The organism is Bacillota bacterium (assembly GCA_018333655.1).
Lineage (GTDB): Bacteria > Bacillota > UBA994 > UBA994 > UBA994 > BS524.
Window position 1 is genome coordinate 27,699 of sequence record JAGXTJ010000005.1, and the last position, 16,744, is coordinate 44,442.

16 protein-coding genes are annotated in these 16,744 nt (G+C 54.2%); 4 read left to right on the plus strand and 12 right to left on the minus strand.

Annotated elements, in window-relative coordinates; translation table 11 throughout:
• On the plus strand, positions 1–1,665 hold the full coding sequence (locus KGZ92_01050) for a DUF4080 domain-containing protein (GenBank protein ID MBS3887872.1): 1,665 nt from the start codon (positions 1–3) through the stop codon (positions 1,663–1,665).
• A gap of 12 nt (positions 1,666–1,677) precedes the next feature.
• On the opposite strand, the gene KGZ92_01055 is transcribed toward KGZ92_01050, so the two are convergent.
• The 3 genes from KGZ92_01055 to KGZ92_01065 form a co-directional block, all read right to left on the minus strand.
• Positions 1,678–4,149 carry a copper-translocating P-type ATPase gene (locus tag KGZ92_01055; protein MBS3887873.1) on the minus strand — a complete coding sequence of 824 codons (2,472 nt, stop codon included), beginning with the start codon at positions 4,147–4,149 and terminating at the stop codon, positions 1,678–1,680.
• A 219-nt stretch (positions 4,150–4,368) separates the two neighbouring features.
• Entirely contained in the window at positions 4,369–6,192 is a 1,824-nt protein-coding gene (gene typA, locus KGZ92_01060; protein MBS3887874.1) for a translational GTPase TypA, read from the minus strand.
• Positions 6,193–6,307: 115 nt separating this feature from the next.
• Positions 6,308–6,475: a DUF1540 domain-containing protein gene (locus KGZ92_01065; GenBank protein ID MBS3887875.1), complete on the minus strand. Its 168-nt coding sequence runs from the start codon at positions 6,473–6,475 to the stop codon at positions 6,308–6,310.
• A gap of 177 nt (positions 6,476–6,652) precedes the next feature.
• Here KGZ92_01065 and KGZ92_01070 point away from each other — a divergent pair, with 177 nt between their 5' ends.
• Positions 6,653–7,201, plus strand: coding sequence for a biotin transporter BioY (locus tag KGZ92_01070; protein ID MBS3887876.1), 549 nt, complete (start codon positions 6,653–6,655; stop codon positions 7,199–7,201).
• A 72-nt stretch (positions 7,202–7,273) separates the two neighbouring features.
• On the opposite strand, the gene KGZ92_01075 is transcribed toward KGZ92_01070, so the two are convergent.
• The 3 genes from KGZ92_01075 to KGZ92_01085 are packed head-to-tail and all read right to left on the minus strand — an operon-like array spanning position 7,274 to position 9,803.
• Positions 7,274–8,263, minus strand: coding sequence for an asparaginase (locus KGZ92_01075; GenBank protein ID MBS3887877.1), 990 nt, complete (start codon positions 8,261–8,263; stop codon positions 7,274–7,276).
• A gap of 10 nt (positions 8,264–8,273) precedes the next feature.
• The gene (locus KGZ92_01080; GenBank protein ID MBS3887878.1) at positions 8,274–9,236 is read right to left on the minus strand and encodes a biotin--[acetyl-CoA-carboxylase] ligase; all 963 of its coding nucleotides are present in this window, start codon (positions 9,234–9,236) and stop codon (positions 8,274–8,276) included.
• Positions 9,237–9,245: 9 nt separating this feature from the next.
• Positions 9,246–9,803, minus strand: a complete 558-nt coding sequence (locus KGZ92_01085; GenBank protein ID MBS3887879.1) for a flavodoxin family protein — start codon at positions 9,801–9,803, stop codon at positions 9,246–9,248.
• A gap of 124 nt (positions 9,804–9,927) precedes the next feature.
• On the opposite strand from KGZ92_01085, the gene KGZ92_01090 reads away from it, so the two are divergent.
• Positions 9,928–10,089, plus strand: a complete 162-nt coding sequence (locus tag KGZ92_01090; GenBank protein MBS3887880.1) for a rubredoxin — start codon at positions 9,928–9,930, stop codon at positions 10,087–10,089.
• An 84-nt stretch (positions 10,090–10,173) separates the two neighbouring features.
• Here KGZ92_01090 and KGZ92_01095 read toward each other — a convergent pair whose 3' ends face one another.
• From KGZ92_01095 to KGZ92_01105, 3 genes are read right to left on the minus strand one after another with little or no spacing between them, the layout of a single operon-like run.
• Complete coding sequence (locus KGZ92_01095; GenBank protein ID MBS3887881.1) at positions 10,174–11,358, minus strand: Ger(x)C family spore germination protein; 1,185 nt, start codon at positions 11,356–11,358, stop codon at positions 10,174–10,176.
• The gene (locus tag KGZ92_01100) at positions 11,348–12,457 is read right to left on the minus strand and encodes an endospore germination permease (protein MBS3887882.1); all 1,110 of its coding nucleotides are present in this window, start codon (positions 12,455–12,457) and stop codon (positions 11,348–11,350) included. The genes KGZ92_01095 and KGZ92_01100 overlap by 11 nt, the downstream gene beginning before the upstream one ends.
• Complete coding sequence (locus KGZ92_01105; protein ID MBS3887883.1) at positions 12,432–14,054, minus strand: spore germination protein; 1,623 nt, start codon at positions 14,052–14,054, stop codon at positions 12,432–12,434. The genes KGZ92_01100 and KGZ92_01105 overlap by 26 nt, the downstream gene beginning before the upstream one ends.
• 104 nt (positions 14,055–14,158) lie before the next feature.
• On the opposite strand from KGZ92_01105, the gene KGZ92_01110 reads away from it, so the two are divergent.
• Positions 14,159–14,830, plus strand: coding sequence for a prenyltransferase (locus KGZ92_01110; protein MBS3887884.1), 672 nt, complete (start codon positions 14,159–14,161; stop codon positions 14,828–14,830).
• Here KGZ92_01110 and KGZ92_01115 read toward each other — a convergent pair.
• From KGZ92_01115 to KGZ92_01125, 3 genes are read right to left on the minus strand one after another with little or no spacing between them, the layout of a single operon-like run.
• Positions 14,813–15,409 (minus strand): lysine exporter LysO family protein, encoded by a 597-nt coding sequence (locus KGZ92_01115; GenBank protein MBS3887885.1) that lies wholly within the window; start codon positions 15,407–15,409, stop codon positions 14,813–14,815. The two genes, KGZ92_01110 and KGZ92_01115, sit on opposite strands and share 18 nt — an antisense overlap.
• On the minus strand, positions 15,409–15,666 hold the full coding sequence (locus tag KGZ92_01120; GenBank protein ID MBS3887886.1) for a LysO family transporter: 258 nt from the start codon (positions 15,664–15,666) through the stop codon (positions 15,409–15,411). Before KGZ92_01120 ends, KGZ92_01115 begins: the two co-directional genes overlap by 1 nt.
• Positions 15,602–16,567, minus strand: coding sequence for a cation transporter (locus tag KGZ92_01125; GenBank protein ID MBS3887887.1), 966 nt, complete (start codon positions 16,565–16,567; stop codon positions 15,602–15,604). The genes KGZ92_01120 and KGZ92_01125 overlap by 65 nt, the downstream gene beginning before the upstream one ends.
• Positions 16,568–16,744: the final 177 nt, after the last annotated feature.

Sequence of the window (16,744 nt, forward strand, 5' to 3'; positions counted from 1 at the left end):
ATGAAGGCAGTGCTACTCGCGGTTAATGCGAGTTTTTCGCACACTAGTTTGGCTGCTCGCTACCTTGCTGCCGCCTGTGTGGAGCAAGGGCTGCCGCTTAGCCTTGTGGAAAGCAACATAAACGAGCGGGCGGAAGTAATTACCGCCCGTCTCGTGAAGGAAGAGCCCGCTATCTTGCTGTGCTCGGTCTACATTTGGAACCGCCGGCTAGTAGAGGATATCTGCACACGCCTCTGCACCATGTATCCGCAAATAACGATCGTCTGGGGTGGCCCGGAAGTTAACGGCAGTTTAGAGGACATGTTCTCTAGGCTGCCCTTTCTCACTTACCTGTGTCAGGGTGAAGGCGAAGAGGTCTTGCCTGCGCTACTAGCGGCGCTATGGGCGGGAAGGGAGCCTAGTGGCGTGGGTATCAGCAGTAGGCAGAGTCACAGGGGGGCTAGCGCTAAAGTCGCCAGTCTTGATACTCTGCCTGACCCCTACGAAAATGAGGCGATTCTCTCGCCCGTAAAGATACACTATTTTGAGAGCAGCCGTGGCTGCCCCTATAGTTGTGCGTACTGCCTTTCGGCGCGAGAAGAAGGGGTGCGCTATATGTCGCTAGGCCTTGCCAAGGCTAGACTAGCTGCCTTGAGTACTAAGGTGAAACTTATTAAGTTCGTCGATCGCACCTTTAACGCCGACCCCGCACGTGCGCGCGAATTATGGCAGTACCTGCTCAACTTGCCGGGGGACTGCCGCTTTCACTTTGAGATTTGTGCCCATCTCTTGACAGAGCAGGATTTTGCCCTCTTGGACGACCCTAGGGCTACCCGCTTTCAGTTTGAGGTGGGCTTGCAGTCCACCTTGCCGTCAGCCTTGACCGCGATAAATCGGCCCATGAGGCCTGACCTCGTACTGGCCAAGGTAGAGAGGCTCGTGGCACAGGTGAAAGTCGAGGTGCATCTAGACCTTATCGCGGGGCTGCCTAGCGAGGGCAAGAGCGAATTTTTGGGGTCGCTAAACGCTGCTATGGCGGCACGACCACACCGTTTGCATCTTGGTTTTTTAAAGATACTTCCCGGTACGACCCTATCTGCTCTTAAGGATAACCATGGCTACGGGATTTTGCCGTATGCGCCATACGAGGTATTGCGAACCCCCGTCATGTCCCCGCGTGATTTTGCCGAACTTAAGGAGCTAGAGAGAGCACTCGAGCGTTTTTACAATGGGCGAGGCTCGACTGCTGCCTTGAGCTACGCTTTACAGTTTTTGCCGCCGAGTGCGCTCTTGGCGAAGTTAGCCTTGTCCGGCGAGGGGTTAGTGGAAGAAAAGCTGTACTTGGCCCTCTGTGGCGACGTACCGGAGCCCGAGCTTCTGCGCGAGTTATGCCGGTTTGATTTCTTAGCCTTAGAGCCGCATCGACAATTGCCGCCCTCCCTCGCCTCTGGGGGGGGCGAAGAAGGGCGACTATTGCGCGAGATTATATATGGGGACATAGAGCAATTATGGCGCCTTTTGCCTAAGTCGAGGGGAGAGAAACCAGGGTCCATACTGCGTAGTCTCCGCCTTGGCCTATTTGGCCAGCAAACCATGGAGCATCTCGGCTTTGCAGCGAGTAATGCCTTTATTTTTGACCACTCGAGGCCGGTTTCAGAGCGAACGACCCCGCTTACCGTGACGTAGGCTTGACTGCCCTTACTCCGGTTTTATATTGACCCGGCGCAGCAGGTTGGCGTTGATAACGACAGTGAGAGAGCTCATGGCCATGGCTACTTCGGCGATGACGGGATGCAGCAGGCCGAGAACGGCGAGCGGAATGGCGACTAAGTTGTAAATAAAGGCCCAGAAGAGATTTTGGCGGATTTTGCGGAAGGTAGCGCGCGAAAGCTTGATGGCGCTGATCACGGCCCCGAGGTTGCCCCGCACTATGGTCACGTCCGAGGCCTCAATGGCGATATCCGTACCGGTACCAATAGCGATGCCAACATCAGCTTGCGTGAGGGCAGGGGCGTCGTTAATGCCATCGCCCACCATGGCCACAGTCTTGCCCGCGCTTTGCAGTGACTTGATGGCTTGTACTTTACCCTCAGGGAGCACCTCGGCGAGGATGTCCTCTATACCTACGGCGCGCCCAATAGTTAAGGCTGTACGGCGGTTGTCTCCGGTTATCATGACTGGGGTCAACCCCATTTTTTTGAGTTCTTTAATGGCCGCGATGGAGTCTTCTTTTAGTGTGTCGGCCACGGCGATGGCACCGAGTAGCTTACTTTCCCAGGCGACTAGCATTACGGTTTTGCCCTGTGATTCGAGGCTCGCGACTGTGTCTTCTAGTTGTGCGGGGTCGATGCCGTGTTCGAGCATCAACTTGCGGCTGCCTACCAAGGCCAACTTGCCTTCTACTTGGGCCACTACGCCGCGACCTGTCAGTGAGGAGAACTGCTCGGTAGGTCTAAGTCGTAGGCCCTCGGCCTGGCCTCGCTTGACGATGGCCTTGCCTAGGGGGTGCTCAGAGCCTGCTTCCACGCTGGCAGCTACTTCGAGCAGCTCGACTTCGGTGCCGTGTAAGGCGTGTAAGTCGGTAACATCTGGCTTGCCCTTCGTTATGGTGCCGGTTTTGTCAAAGACGATGGTCTTTACATACTGCAGTGTTTGTATGGCGTCACCACGCCTAATGAGGATGCCATTTTCGGCGCCGATACCGCTGCCCACCATTAGGGCGGTGGGGGTGGCTAAGCCCATAGCGCATGGGCAGGCGATGACCAGCACAGCCACGGTAGCCACCATGGCCAAGGTGAGGGGGGTGAGGTGGGGGTTGACCCAGGGGATGAAGGGTTTAGCCATTTCAAGCACTACTCCGAGTTCCTGGGGCCAGATTAGCCAGATAGCGGCGGTAAAGACGGCTAGACCCACGACGATAGGCACAAAGACGGCGGTTACTTTGTCGGCGAACTCTTGAATGGGTACCTTGGTGCTTTGGGCTTCTTCTACTAATTTAATGACTTGGGCGAGAAAGGTGTCTTTGCCGACGCGCGTTGCTTCGGCGTAAAGAATGCCTTCTTGATTCACCGTAGCGCCAATCAGCTCGTCGCCTACGCCCTTGCGCACGGGGAGCGACTCGCCAGTGGCCATAGATTCATCGACGCTGCTTTCGCCCCTAATGACTTTGCCGTCAGTAGGTGTTTTTTGCCCGGGGCGGACGACATAGACATCGCCCACGCGAACCTGCTGCAGGGGGACTTCTCTTTCTTCGCCATTGACAAGGAGGGTGGCGGTCTTGGCCTCAAGCTGCAGCAGGCGCTTAATAGCTTGCGAGGCTCTGCCGCGGGCCTTGGCTTCTAGGTAGCGACCCGTAAGGTGGAAAGCCATAATCATGGCGGCCACGCCGGCGTAGTTCTCGACATGCAGAGTAAAAGTGGCAAAGCCACTGCCAAAGGCGGCCAAGGTGCCGAGCGCAATGAGGGCGTCCATGTTGGGGGAGAGTATCTTAATGGCCTTCCACGCCGACTTGTAGGTGGGCAGGCCCGCCCAAAAAAGCACGGGTGCAGCTAGGACAATCATGCCGATGTTGTATATCTCTTTGCTCGGCCACATTTTATCCATGGCGTGGCCGCCGGCGAACATGGACGGGAGCATCCAGATAATGATGGGCAGCGTAAAAGCCCAGGAAACCCACATGCGGAGAGCAGCCGTGGCTTGACGCTTTTGGTCGTCATCCTCTGCCGGCTTGGTGTCTTCATCGAGGGTGGCTTCGTAGCCTAATTTCGTGATGCGGTCAAGCAAGTCGTGCGGAGCTAGTACGGCAGGGTCGTAAGTTACCACTGCTTTTTCTGTGGCTAGGTTGACCGCGGCAGAAAACACACCCGCCGTCTTTTTTAGGCCGTTTTCAACTCGGCTAGAGCAGGCAGCACAAGTCATGCCCGAGATAACAAGGGTTAGCGTGTCTCTCTTTTCGCTGATGCCGTAGCCCATTTTTTCGATTTTATCTTTAAAGACTTGGGGGTCGATTTTGCTGGCGTCAAAGACGATGGCCGCCGTTTCTGTCGCCAAGTTGAGCGTGACCTCGTGCACACCCTCCACTCTTTTAAGGACTTTTTCGATCTTGCTGGTGCAGGCGGCACAGGTCATGCCGGTAATTTTGAGAGAAACCTTAGACAGGGAACTTTCCATGCGGATCACCTTCCATTTGCGTAGTCTAGTATACCCCCACTGGGTATACTACAACTTTATCACTGGTCTTGCCTCGAGTCAACAACACGCCGTGAAATTTGTTTGCACGGCAATGGCAATAGGAAAAAAAAGAGAGTGCCCGAAGCACTCTTTTTTGGCCTAAGCGAGATTTGCAACATAGTTGCATGACAATAGAAAAAAAAGAGTGCTTGCAGCACTCTAATTTGGTGTGAGCAAGTCTTGTTGCTTTTTGATTTGGCGCAGGCGCTCTTGGCGGCTCAATACACGCTTACGCAGGCGAATGCTCTGGGGAGTCACTTCGACTAATTCGTCGTCGGCAATGTATTCGAGGGCGCGGTCAAGCCCCATATCACGCGGGGGTGTCAAGCGAATGGCGTCGTCAGCGGCGCTTGAGCGTATATTGGTGAGTTGCTTGCGCTTGCACACATTTACATCGAGGTCGCTCGCGCGTGAAGATTCACCGATAACCATGCCTTCGTAGACTTTTACGCCTGCTCCAATAAAGAGTACCCCGCGCTCCTCGGCGTTCTGCAGGCCGTAGGCAGTGGCTTCGCCCTCGTCATAGGCTAGGAGTACGCCACTTGGACGCCCCGGAATATCGCCCCTGTAGGGGCCGTAGCCGTCAAATAGAGAGTTCATAACGCCGTAGCCCCGCGTGTCGGTGAGTAAGTCATTGCGAAAACCGAGCAGCGCGCGCGAGGTGATTTCGAACTCGAGGCGCACCGAGCCGGTAGCCGTATGCTCCATGTTGACCATGCGCGCCTTACGGGCACCAAGTTTCTCCATGACAACGCCTGTGTACTGCTCCGGTACATCTACAGTGAGTATTTCCACTGGCTCCATGAGCTCGCCATCGATGCGGCGGAAGATAACCCGCGGTCGCGACACCGCGAATTCATAGCCTTGACGGCGCATAGTCTCAATGAGGATGGCCAAATGCAGCTCGCCCCGTCCGGAGACATGAAAGACATCAGGGGAGGCGCCTTCTTCTATGCGCATGCTGACATTGGTCAGCCCTTCTTTAAAGAGGCGGTCTCTAAGGTGGCGCGAGGTGACAAACTGCCCCTCACGACCAGCGAAAGGACTGTCATTAATCATAAAATCCATGGTTACAGTCGGCTCATCTACCGCCATAAAGGGCAGAGCCTCGGGGCAGTCGAGCGCGGTTATGGTGTCGCCTAGGCCGACATCGGCGAGCCCGGCCATGGCCACAATGTCTCCGACTTCGGCTTCAGGATGCTCAGTGCGCTTTAGTCCCATGTACTGGTAGAGACGAGCGATTTTGCCCTGAACGATACTTTGGTCAGCCTTGACCACGGCTACGGTCTGCGAGGCTAAGACCTTGCCACGGGCAATGCGGCCGATGGCGATGCGACCGAGGTAGTCATCCCAATCAAGGGTAGTTACCGACATCTGAAAAGGCCCGTCGGAGTCGCCGCTTGGGGCTGGCACTTTCTCTAGGATGGTCTCGAAGAGGGGGGCGAGGTCAACCCCTGGGTCGTCGAGCTTGTACTTAGCGATACCAGCCCGCGATGAGGCAAAGAGCACGGGAAAATCAAGCTGGTCTTCACTCGCGCCTAGCTCAATAAAGAGATCGAGGCACTTATCTAGAATTTCGAGGGGCTGGGCGTCGCCACGGTCGATTTTATTGATGACCACGATGGGCTGCAAGTTCTGGGCGAGGGCTTTGCGTAGGACATACTTGGTTTGCGCTAAGGGGCCCTCTGCGGCGTCGACTAAGAGCAGCACGCCATCGACCGTACTCAAAGTACGCTCGACTTCGCCGCCGAAATCGGCATGTCCAGGGGTATCCACTATATTAATCTTGGTCCCCTTGTAGAAAACACCCGTGTTTTTGGCCATGATGGTGATGCCTCGCTCGCGCTCTAGGTCCATCGAGTCCATGACTCTCTCCTGCACATGCTCCTTGACATGGAAAATATGGCTCTGCTTGAGCATGGCATCTACTAAAGTGGTCTTCCCATGGTCAACATGGGCTATAATCGCTATATTTCTTTTCACTTCTCAGGCTCCTTTGTTGTACTTAGACAAAGAATTATAGCCTAGTTTAACATGGAGAGTCAAATTAATTTGCGGCCACAAAATGCAAAAGCGCAGGCGTATGCCTGCGCTAAGCCTATAGAGTTTTGTTGACAAAGGTAGAACAGTCCGTGCCTTGGATGCTGGTGGCCTTAGGCCCCTGTACTGTGATACTTGATGCTAGGCAGTGGTTGCCCTTGTTCCAGTGGCGGCAGGTCTCTACAACACATTTTACTCGGCCGATGGGACTCGTATTTGTTTCCAAAAATATCACCTCCTCTGCACTTAATGTGCCAGCTTTCTTTGTCTGACATGCGTCGAAACAAAGATTTTGTGCAATTTTTCGCGGGCTTTAGTAGGCTCTGGCAGTTGTAAACCATCGTAAGCAAAGAGGTTGACATGCTTGCTTCCGTATTCTAAAATAATGCGGGAGGTGATATGCATGAAGTTTTCTACGCAGGAGATCGCTCGTGTGGGTATTTTTGCCGCTCTACATGTAGCCGCAGCCCTTATGCTGCGCTATGGTGGCCCTGCGGTGGTACCCTTTAGTTTGGTGCCCTTTATGGCCTTTCTGGCGGCTTTCACTCTTGGTAGTAAGCTCGGTGCCCTGAGCTTAGCTGTCTACACGCTCCTTGGATTGATGGGTTTGCCCGTATTTGCCCGGCCACCGTTCGGTGGCGTAACCTACGTGCTGCAGCCAACTTTTGGTTTTATCCTTGGCTTTATCGCCGCCGCTTACTTCGCCGGCAAGTTTGATATCCGTACTTGGCGCGGTGCGGCTTTGGCCATGGTCGTTGGTGTTCTGGTGCTGTACTTGGTTGGCGTGCCCTACTTGGTGGCCGTCATTCGCTTTTACTTAGGCAGACCTTTTACTTGGCAAAGGGCGTTTGAAGTGGCAGTGGCGCCTTTTATAGCTCTAGACATGGTCAAAGTTTTTGTGGCAGTGCTACTGGCGCGACAACTAAAAAAGCGCCTGCCATATCTTTCGTAATTGATGTCGTTGCCCCTCTGGAGGAAAAAGAAAGATGGCCTGCCCTGCTGGGCGAAGGCCATCTTTTTGTCGCTAGTATTTGAAGAACATCTCTTGTATTCGGGTGTGGTCTTGCGTAATAGTCAAAGCTAACATCAGGAGAATGCGTGCCTTCTGTGGCGAGAGGCTGTCGGCGGCTATGAAGTCGCGGGGGGGTTGCGGCAGTATGCGCCCGGTTCCCGTGCGACTGGCCCGGACTACAATGGTGCCGGCGTCGTAAGCTACGCGCAGGGCGTCCTCGGCCGGGGGGGAGATATGGCCTGCCCCTGCTCCCGCTAAGACTAGGCCGGTAGCGCCAATGCCGAGCAAGGCATTGACCAGTAAGGCATCGGCTCCCACATAGCCGAGGATGATATCGACGCGGGGGAGTTCTTGCACCTGGGACACATCAAATTCGGTCTGGACGGTATGCAGCCGCGTGGGGCGGTAATATATCTCGGGGTAACCGTTGTCAATTGTGCCGACCGTGCCAAAGTCATAGGCGCGAAACGTGTCTAGCCGATTGGTGTTGGCCTTGGTGACCTCGCGTGCGGCATAGATTTCATCATTCATGACTACCAAGACGCCTAGTCCCCGGGCGGCTTCACAAGTGCAGACACGAATGGCATTTACTAAATTCATGGGACCGTCTGAACTTAGGGCTGAGGCAGGGCGCATGGCACCGACGACGACCACGGGTTTCTCGGTCTTAACTACCAAACTAAGAAAGTAGGCTGTCTCTTCGAGGGTGTCGGTGCCGTGGGTGATGACCAGGCCGGCCAAATCATCTTCCTCGGCAAAAAGGGCATTGATGCGCTTTGCCAAAGTCAGCCAGTGGGCTGGCGTCAAGTCTGAACTAGGCAAGTTAGCAAATTGTTCGCCCGTGACGTGGGCGAATTGGCCTACTTGTGGGATATTTGCTAGTAGTTCGCTAACTTTAAGTTGTCCCGCTTTGTAGCCCATAGTCTGCAAAGGGGAAGCTGCATGCCCGGCTATGGTGCCCCCGGTCGCCAAAACCCGCACATGGGGGAGTGTATCGCTCATATCTTTCCTCCTAATATCTCACCGTGACGTCGCCAGCGGTTACGACTTTGTCTTCACCACTATCTAGGGTAATGAGGAGCGCGCCTTCGCTCGTAATATCGCGCGCTACCCCGCACAGCTCGCCTTGCAGCGTATGCACGGTCACTTTGCGCCCTAGGGTATGCGAGTGAAGTCGCCACTTGTCATATATCTCTTCTACCCGCGCAGCGAGAAAAAGGGTGTAGTTCTCCTCTAGCGCACAAAGTATTCTAGCTAGTATTTCGGCTCGCTTAGGGCGAATTCCTGCGCTATAAAGATCGGTAGACAGCGTCTCTAAGAGAGGGGGGTGTCCACTGACGTTTAGACCTATGCCCAGCACGACGTAGTTTGTGTGGTCAAGCTCGGCACTCGTTTCGGCTAGTATGCCGCATAGCTTTCGCCCCGCGAGATAGACATCGTTAGGCCATTTAAGAGTAGTGGTGACCCCTAGTTGGGCCAAGGCCTCTACCACGGCCACCCCAGCCATCAGCGTAAGACCGTGGAGGAGATTTGGGGGGAGGGGGGGATAGAGGAGCACCGAAAAGAGTAGGCCTTCGCCGGGCCCAGCCTGCCAGGTGCGACCGCGGCGCCCTCGGCCGGCACTCTGGCGATCAGTGGCCATGGTGAGCCCCCTTAGTTGCACCGGCGCCTCATCGGCCAAGTGTTTGAGCCTGGCATTGGTAGAATCGCACTCCGCGAGGTATATGATTTGCCGGCCAATGCTGCTCGGGGTAAAATGGGCATGAACTAGGGCCTGGTGCAGAGTGTCGGGGCAATCCTGTAGGACATATCCCTGGCCGGGCACAGCCTTAATACTGAACCCGAGTGAACGCAGTTCCGAGATGTGCTTCCAAATGGCGGCGCGTGACAAGCCTAGTTCGCGCGCCATGTCCTCACCAGAAAAACAAGCCTCGGCGAGCAGTAGTCGCAAGATGTGATCGGTAGTGGGATGCAAGTAATCACCTCATTTGTGGTTCTTGGCGAGCACTGCTCCGAGCGTGAGGGCAGCGCGAAAGGCCTCTGACTCGCTAGTCACAGGGTGTTGGTCTGTATGCGTAGCAGTTAGCGTATGGAGTAGAGGAGCACCTAGGCAGTGCAAAAACATTTTGCAGGCCGCCTCGGTAGTTGCCACCCCTTGACCTCGGTGGTCTGGCGCACCTGCGGTCAGCACGAGTACCCCGGCCCGATTACTTCTGCGGCGCGCCGGGTTAGTCCAAAAATACTGGCAGCGGTCGATGACGCTCTTTAGTTGCGCACTGACCCCATAAAAATAGATAGGCGAGGCCAGAATGACTAGGTCGCTCTCGGCCAAGAGTGGGTAAAGCGTATGCATGTCGTCTTCTTGTGCGCAGCGGGCCTCCCCTTGGCATTGGTAGCAAGAGAGGCAAGGCATAAGCTTACACCCGGCAACATGGAATTCATGCACCTCGTGGTGGTCACAAAGAGGTTTTAATAGGGCACTGAGTAGGGTTTTTGTATTGCCGCTTGGGCGAGGGCTTCCCTGGAGGGCTAGAACACGCATGAAAGGCCTCCCTTGACTAGTCTCCTGCAAAAGCTTAGCACTTTGTTTTCTCCCGGGCAAGTGAGAATGCTTGAGAGCAGGCAGGAATAGTGATATATTTAGGCCATTGGAAGGAGGTGTTGACGTGGCTAAATGGGTTTGTGTGGTTTGCGCTTATGTGTATGACCCGGCACAAGGAGACTATGATGGCGGCATAGCACCAGGTACTACCTTTGAAGAGCTTCCTTCGGACTGGGTATGCCCTCTCTGTGGGGTGGGCAAGGATCAGTTTGAACTAGCAGAGTAAGGCAGGTTTAGCGTCGGCACGACGTAATGACAAACATACCAAAGACCCCGCCGAGCGGGGTTTTTTCTGGTGAAGAAACTTAAATTACCTGAATACAAGTCCGATTCGCCTAAAAGAAGCGCGCACCTCGAGAGCAAGGACAAAGTGCGGAAAGGCCTCTTCCCACTTGAGAGCGGCAAATTGCTCTGGTGCATGGCGCCTTAGCTGCTCACCTATACCGATAACATCTACTTGGTAGACCTCTTGGATAGCCTTCAGGCTGGCACGAATTTCTGTCTCGATTTGTTGCACCAAAACACGTTCGAATTGCTTAAGGAGTGGGTAGGTAATACCCTGTTCGCGGAGCGGCCACTGGGTCAGGTTACCGTCCTGACTAACTACAGCTGTTAGACGTGCGCCATTAGCTGCCTTGCGCATTCTAAATTTTACGGAAGCAAAGTTGGCATGTTGCGTAATTGCTCCTTCTTCGCGCGGGATGCTGATGATGGTGTTTTTGACAGAACCCATCAGCCAGGCTAGGCCGCGACTCTCTGTCGTGTCGAGGAAGCCCACCAAACGGTCATCTCTAAAAACGGCGGAGCCCTTTAAGAGCAGCGCCTCGGGTTTTTTTTCTGCTTCTGCAGGTGGTTTTTCTTCTGGGGCTACCGCAGGGCTTTCCTCCTCTGTCTCCTCTAGAGGCTGTAGCAGGGGGAGTATAATTTGCAGGCGCGGTCTGTTGTGCCACGCTTGGCGCGTACGGAGGAACTCAGAGGGTGGGATCATGCCCGTTCTTTCTCCCTGCTTAAGAAGCTCGACCATGTAGTCCGCGGGCATTTGCACAACTTTTGGCTCTACCAGAAGTATATCTTCTGCCTTGTCGACTGCTACTGCCAAGCGTATGGTGTCACGCACCTGCCGTTCTCTGGCGAGGAAATCGAGCAGTTGGTGGATGCCGTCTTTGGCAAAGTCTTGCCCCATGATCACAACCTGCAAATGCCCTAGGAAGGGTTCTCTGCCAAAGAGAGCGGGCATATTGAAGATGCCTTCTATAAGGGAGGGGGCAGTAAAGCTAGTCACCCATACCGGTCTCTCGGCCCCTTGACCTCCGCCGCCGCCCGCTCCCCCGGCCGGGAGAGCTACTTGAACTGTTAGGCGAACACCATTTTCGTCAGCATCTACACCTAGGGCCATGACGAAGGCCAAGGATTCAACTTCGCGTGAGCTCCAGCAACTGGTGTGTAAGATGAGTAGAACGGCAAGTAGGAGCATGATGGCTGCTTTACGTACCACGCGCGATACGTCCTCGGCCGGTTTTGCCTACCCAGAGCCCCCCGAGTAAAAGTAGTAGCAAGAGACCTGCTTCATAGAAAGGCGCATAATGGTGGAACATGGCTTCAAACAGTGAGCTTTGCACAATGTTGTCGGCCTGAAAGGAGAAGTAAAAGGAAAGCGCGGCGATAGGTATGATGAAGGTTCTATAATTCTTAACCCCGGTAGTTGTAGCGAGCCCGAGGCAGGAGCCATAGAAGAGTACGGCAATTTTGATGAAGGTGCCCATTATCCAGACGGCCAGGTAAAGGGCTTCGATGCGCTCAAGAAATGCACCTAGAGGGGTATTGCGGGCCAGCTCAAGAATTGGGTAGAGCACCGTCTGGGCTAAATTAGGGCTCAGGCTGGTGACAACGGCAACTTGTGCCCCAGCCATGATAACTGTGGCCATGATAATTGCCCAAGTATTGTACTTGAGTACAGACCCTTGGTCTTTGACAAAACTAAAAAACAAGAGGACGATCAGTCCATCAATAATGATGCTGCCAGATACGAGCGTGGAGAGCATGAGCTGACTGGGCTCCACAGCCAGCAAGGGGCGTAGCCATCCGAAGTCAGCTCTGAGCAGTCCGGCCACTATGACGATAAGCCACGACAGCAATATTAGAGGCGCGAAGCCTTCGTTAAAACGAGCGAGGCTCTCTAAGCCTAAATAGACCCCGAAGCAGACTAAGCCCAACATAAGGGCGATGTTTGCACTGAGCGGCGTTTCGGGTAGTATGGCAGAGATGAGAAAATCCCCGAGGTCGCGTAGTACCATGGTGCCGATGAGGAGATTAAAGACGACTAAGCTTAGAGCAATGAGTGAGCCTAGCCATCTGCCGTAGATAAGTTTGGCGTACTCAAAGGGAGTATGGTCGGGGAACATTTTGGCTACGCTGACGGCCAAGTAGAGAATAAGCATGCTCAAAACCGCCCCTCCCGCTATGGCCATGATGCCCTGCGCTCCCGCTATACCTGTTACTAGGCGTATGGCGCCAAAAAACAAGACCCCGATAATACCGGTCAGTTTTAAGAACATGAGTTGCCTGGCGCTAATCTGTTTCGTTGCCTTCGTCATGGCGTCCTCCCCGCTCGTGGTCATGTTGAATGAAGGATGGTTTATTGATGCGTCTGCCTTGACGCGGGTGAAAGATTTGTGGCCGCATGGTAAGCATCCATAGGGGTGCGCGAACGAGGGTGTCTTTCATGGAGGCTAGGTTTGACGGCGCTATGGGCGAGAGATAGGGTATGCCAAACGACTTTAGGCTCACTGCGTGCATTAAGATGACAATAATACCCGATACCACGCCATAGAGACCAAAGGCTCCCGCTAGGAGAATGAGGGGGAATCTTAGAAGGCGTAGCGACAGGCCGACATTAAAAGAAGGCACGGCAAAGGAGCCAATGGCCGTCAGTGCCACTACCACGACCATAATGGGGCTTACGAGCCCTGCTGTTACGGCCGCTTGGCCGATAATGATGCCGCCAACTATGCCTATGGTTGGTCCAATGGGGCCGGGAATGCGGATACCGCCTTCGCGGAGCAGCTCGAAAGTAATCTCCATAATGAGGGCTTCGACCATGGCGGGGAAGGGTACCCCTACCCTGGCCGCGGCAATGGCTATTACCAGGTGCCGGGGAATCATTTCGTGATGAAAAGTAGTTATGGCGACATAAAGCGCTGGTAAGAGCACCCCGATGAGCAGGCTAATGGTGCGAATCCACCGCACCCCTGTCATTAAGGTCCACCGCTCATAATGGTCCTCGGGAGTGGGCAGAAAGTTGCTCATGATGGCGGGGACCATGAGCGCAAAGGGTGTGCCGTCGACCATAATGGCGACCCTTCCCTCGAGGAGGGCCGCGGCGACTCTATCGGGCCTTTCGGTGTACTGCACTTGCGGAAAGGGTGAATAGGGACTATCTTCTATGTATTGTTCGATGTAGCCAGAGTCAAGGATGCCGTCCACATCTATGTATTGTAGGCGGCGGTAAACCTCAGCCACTAGTGCGGGGTCAGTTAAGTTGTCTTCATAGAGTATGGCGATGTCCGTCTGCGTGCGTCTACCGATGCGCGCGTACTTGACGCGCAGGTAGGGGCTCTTTATCCTGCGCCTGACGAGCGCGATATTGCTTTTAAAGAGCTCATTAAAGCCATCTTTGGGGCCGCGCACTGTTCGTTCAGAGGTAGGCTCCATGATGCCCCGGTGTTCCCAAGTTTTTACGCCAAGGAGGATCGCTTGCTCGCTACCATGAATAAGTAGTACCGCATCGGCTGCCAGTACGGCCTCCACACATTCGCGCAAGGTGCTGGCCTCTTTTATCTCCACTAGGGTCAGCAGATGGTTCTTGAGCGCGGCAAAACCACGCCTACCCATGCCCCACTCAGCGTGGCCAGTTTGGCGGGCGAAAAGCATGAGGGGAGCGAGGAGATCTCTTTGCAGGTGGTCTTTGTTCGTCAAACCATCAATAAAGACGACTACTGCGGGCAGTTCGCTGGCATTGTCGAGCTTGAATTCGCGAAAGACAACATCGTCGCTTCCGCCGAGCTTTTGCTTGAGTAAGGCGAGATTTTCACCGATATTTGCGCCGAGGGGCTGATCTTTCTCGTCCATGATGGGGTGGGGAGGGGGCAGTTTCAGTGCCTGGTCAGCGCCCTTTTCTCTATTTTTCTGCACAACTCACAACCCTCAGAGAAGAATTTTTACTTATTATGCCCTCTGGGGGTATTTTTTCTCCCGTCCCGCTAAAACTCTCGGTAAGAATAGTTTAGGGGGCTAACATGAATCGTGCAGCCACGTTTCTAGAACTCACCCGACCCAAGTTCCTGCCTTTGTCGGTAATACCCATGCTCATCACGGCCAGATATGCCGGGCTGCCGGGGGAGGGTAGCCTACCACTTCTCTTCTGGTGTATGGTGGGTGTAGCCATGATGCACGCTGGCGCGAATGTGGTGAATGATTGTTATGATTACTGCCTAGGGGCAGACAAAAAAGACACCGCCGGCCGCTATTCTGGCGGCAGCGGGGTCTTGCCCAAGGGGTTAGTAGCAGTAGGGGAGGCCAAAGTGCTCTTTGCGGTGCTTTTCGTCGCCGCCATAGGTATTGCCGCGGGTTTATCGCGTAATAGCGCTTGGCCAATCGTTTTTGCTTTAGGTGGTACAGCCGCGGGCATCGCCTACACAATGCCACCCTTTAAGCTATCATATCGGGGCTATGGTGAGCTCTTGGTGGCCCTAAGTTTTGGCCCGGGCCTTATGCTTAGCACCTACTATGTCTTGACAGGGGGTTACTCTACTGCGGTCTTCCTGGTCAGTGTGGTCATAGGTGCACTAATTGGCATGGTACTCTTACTAAATGAGTTCACGGACGCGGCGTCTGACAGATTGGCGGGCAAAAGAAATTTAGCGGTGCGCATACAAGATATTCTCCACAAGCTACCTGCTGCCGAGTAGGGTGACCAAGATGGGCGACAAAGTCGAGAGAACAACACCATGATAGAAAGCGAGTAGCGTCATCTCCTGGTCAGCGGCTCTAGAGACTACCGCGAGCGTCGTGTCCATGGTCGTGGCCCCGCCCGGTGTGATGGCGGCTGGTCCAAAGTTATGGCGAAATAGCTTGGGTATTAATGGAATAGAGATTAGTTCGCGAATGACATTGGTGAGAAAAGCAATGGCGGCAATTTCGGCACCAGCTAACTCAGCGAGGATAATGCTGCTCAAGCTGTACCAGCCAAAGCCAGCTCCGATACCTAGCCCGAGAGGCAACCTCACCCCAAGTAGCAGTGCGGCTAAGCCAGCGCCCAGTAAAGTTCCTAAAGCAGAAGTCACCGGCAGGAGCAAGTGTTTCGGCTTGATGCCGAGGAGGCGTTTGCCAAGTGAATCGGAGCTGCCCAGTTCAATGCCAATGCCGAAAAGCACTAACAGTAGTAACCAGAAAGCATACTGAGAAAGGTTGGCGGTAACCGTGCTAGGCAGTAAGAAGCGACCTAGCAAGCCGCCGACCACAGTGGCACCAAGTAGCAGTCGGGTCATTAATTTCGCCCCCTCAAAGGAAGTGACAGTAGGACGCCACCAGCTATACTCAAGGTGGCAAAGACTAGTGACTTGCCCCCGAGGCGAGGCAAGGAGGCCAGTACCTCAGGATTTCCACCTATTTTGGCTCCCATGACTAAGAGCAAGCAGGCGACCGTAGCCAAGACAATTGTGGGCATATACTTTAGGGATTTATTTCTCTTGAGAATTACGCCGCAGGCCATCCCTACGAGCAGCGCCAGTATTAGTTGGCTCATCAGCAGTCTCCTCCTCAGGCATGTCGTGTGGATGAAACTTACAGGTAGTGCAGTCAATAGATTGATCTACCACCGCCATATGATGACAGGGATTTACATGGACGAGTACGCTCTCTACGATAGGCAGCTCCTCAAGAAGCGCTCGTTTAGCTAAGGTGGCGATATGGTGTCCTTCGGCTACCGTCAGAAAAGGGTTGACGCATATCTTAAGGTCAACTAGCACGCGTGAGCTGATGAGGCGAGCCTTAATTTCAGTTACTGAAAGTACCCCGCACGTGCCCTCCGCGATGCGGGTAATGTCGTTTAGTACAGGCAGACTCGGCGCCTCATCAATTAGCTCACGGATTGACTGCGCGTAAATTTTGAGGCCGGTATAGGTGATATAAAGTGATACAGTGAGCCCTGCGAGTGGGTCAAGCGCAGGGTAGCCTAGCTGTGCTCCCAGCACGCCACAGAGCACCGCGAACGAGGCCAGTACATCACTACGATGGTTAGCTGCGTCAGCCAGCAGGACCGAACTGCGGAGTCGCTGACCTGCTCTGCCGACATAGCGGTAAGCGCACTCTTTGGCAACAATGGAGAGGACAGTAACCCAAATGGCCAGGGTGCCCGGAACTTCGATATTGCCCGTTTTAATCAGCAAGAACGATTTGACGCCTAGACTGATGCCGGTGGCCATGATCAAGAGAGCCACAATTTTAGCGGCTACGGACTCATACTTGGCGTGGCCATAGTGATGCGTCTCATCGGGCGGGTTGCCAGCCAGTTTAAGCCCCACATAGACCACCACAGTAGCTACAATGTCTGAAGCCGAGTTAGCCGCGTCAACAAGTACTGCGGTACTCCCTGCGAAAAAGCCCACACTTCCTCTGAGCAAGGTGAGTACAATGTTGGTGAGCATGCTAAGGACAGCAACTCTTTTGGCACTTTGGTTTCTAGCTGATGGAGTAGCGATAGTGAAGTCCCTCCCTTCGCTCGACTATGATATCACAAAACATAGTTTGTTTCACCTTTGCGACAGAGGGGACGGTTCTTTTTGTCGCAAAGTCCGACAAAAAGAACCGTCCCCTCTGTCGCA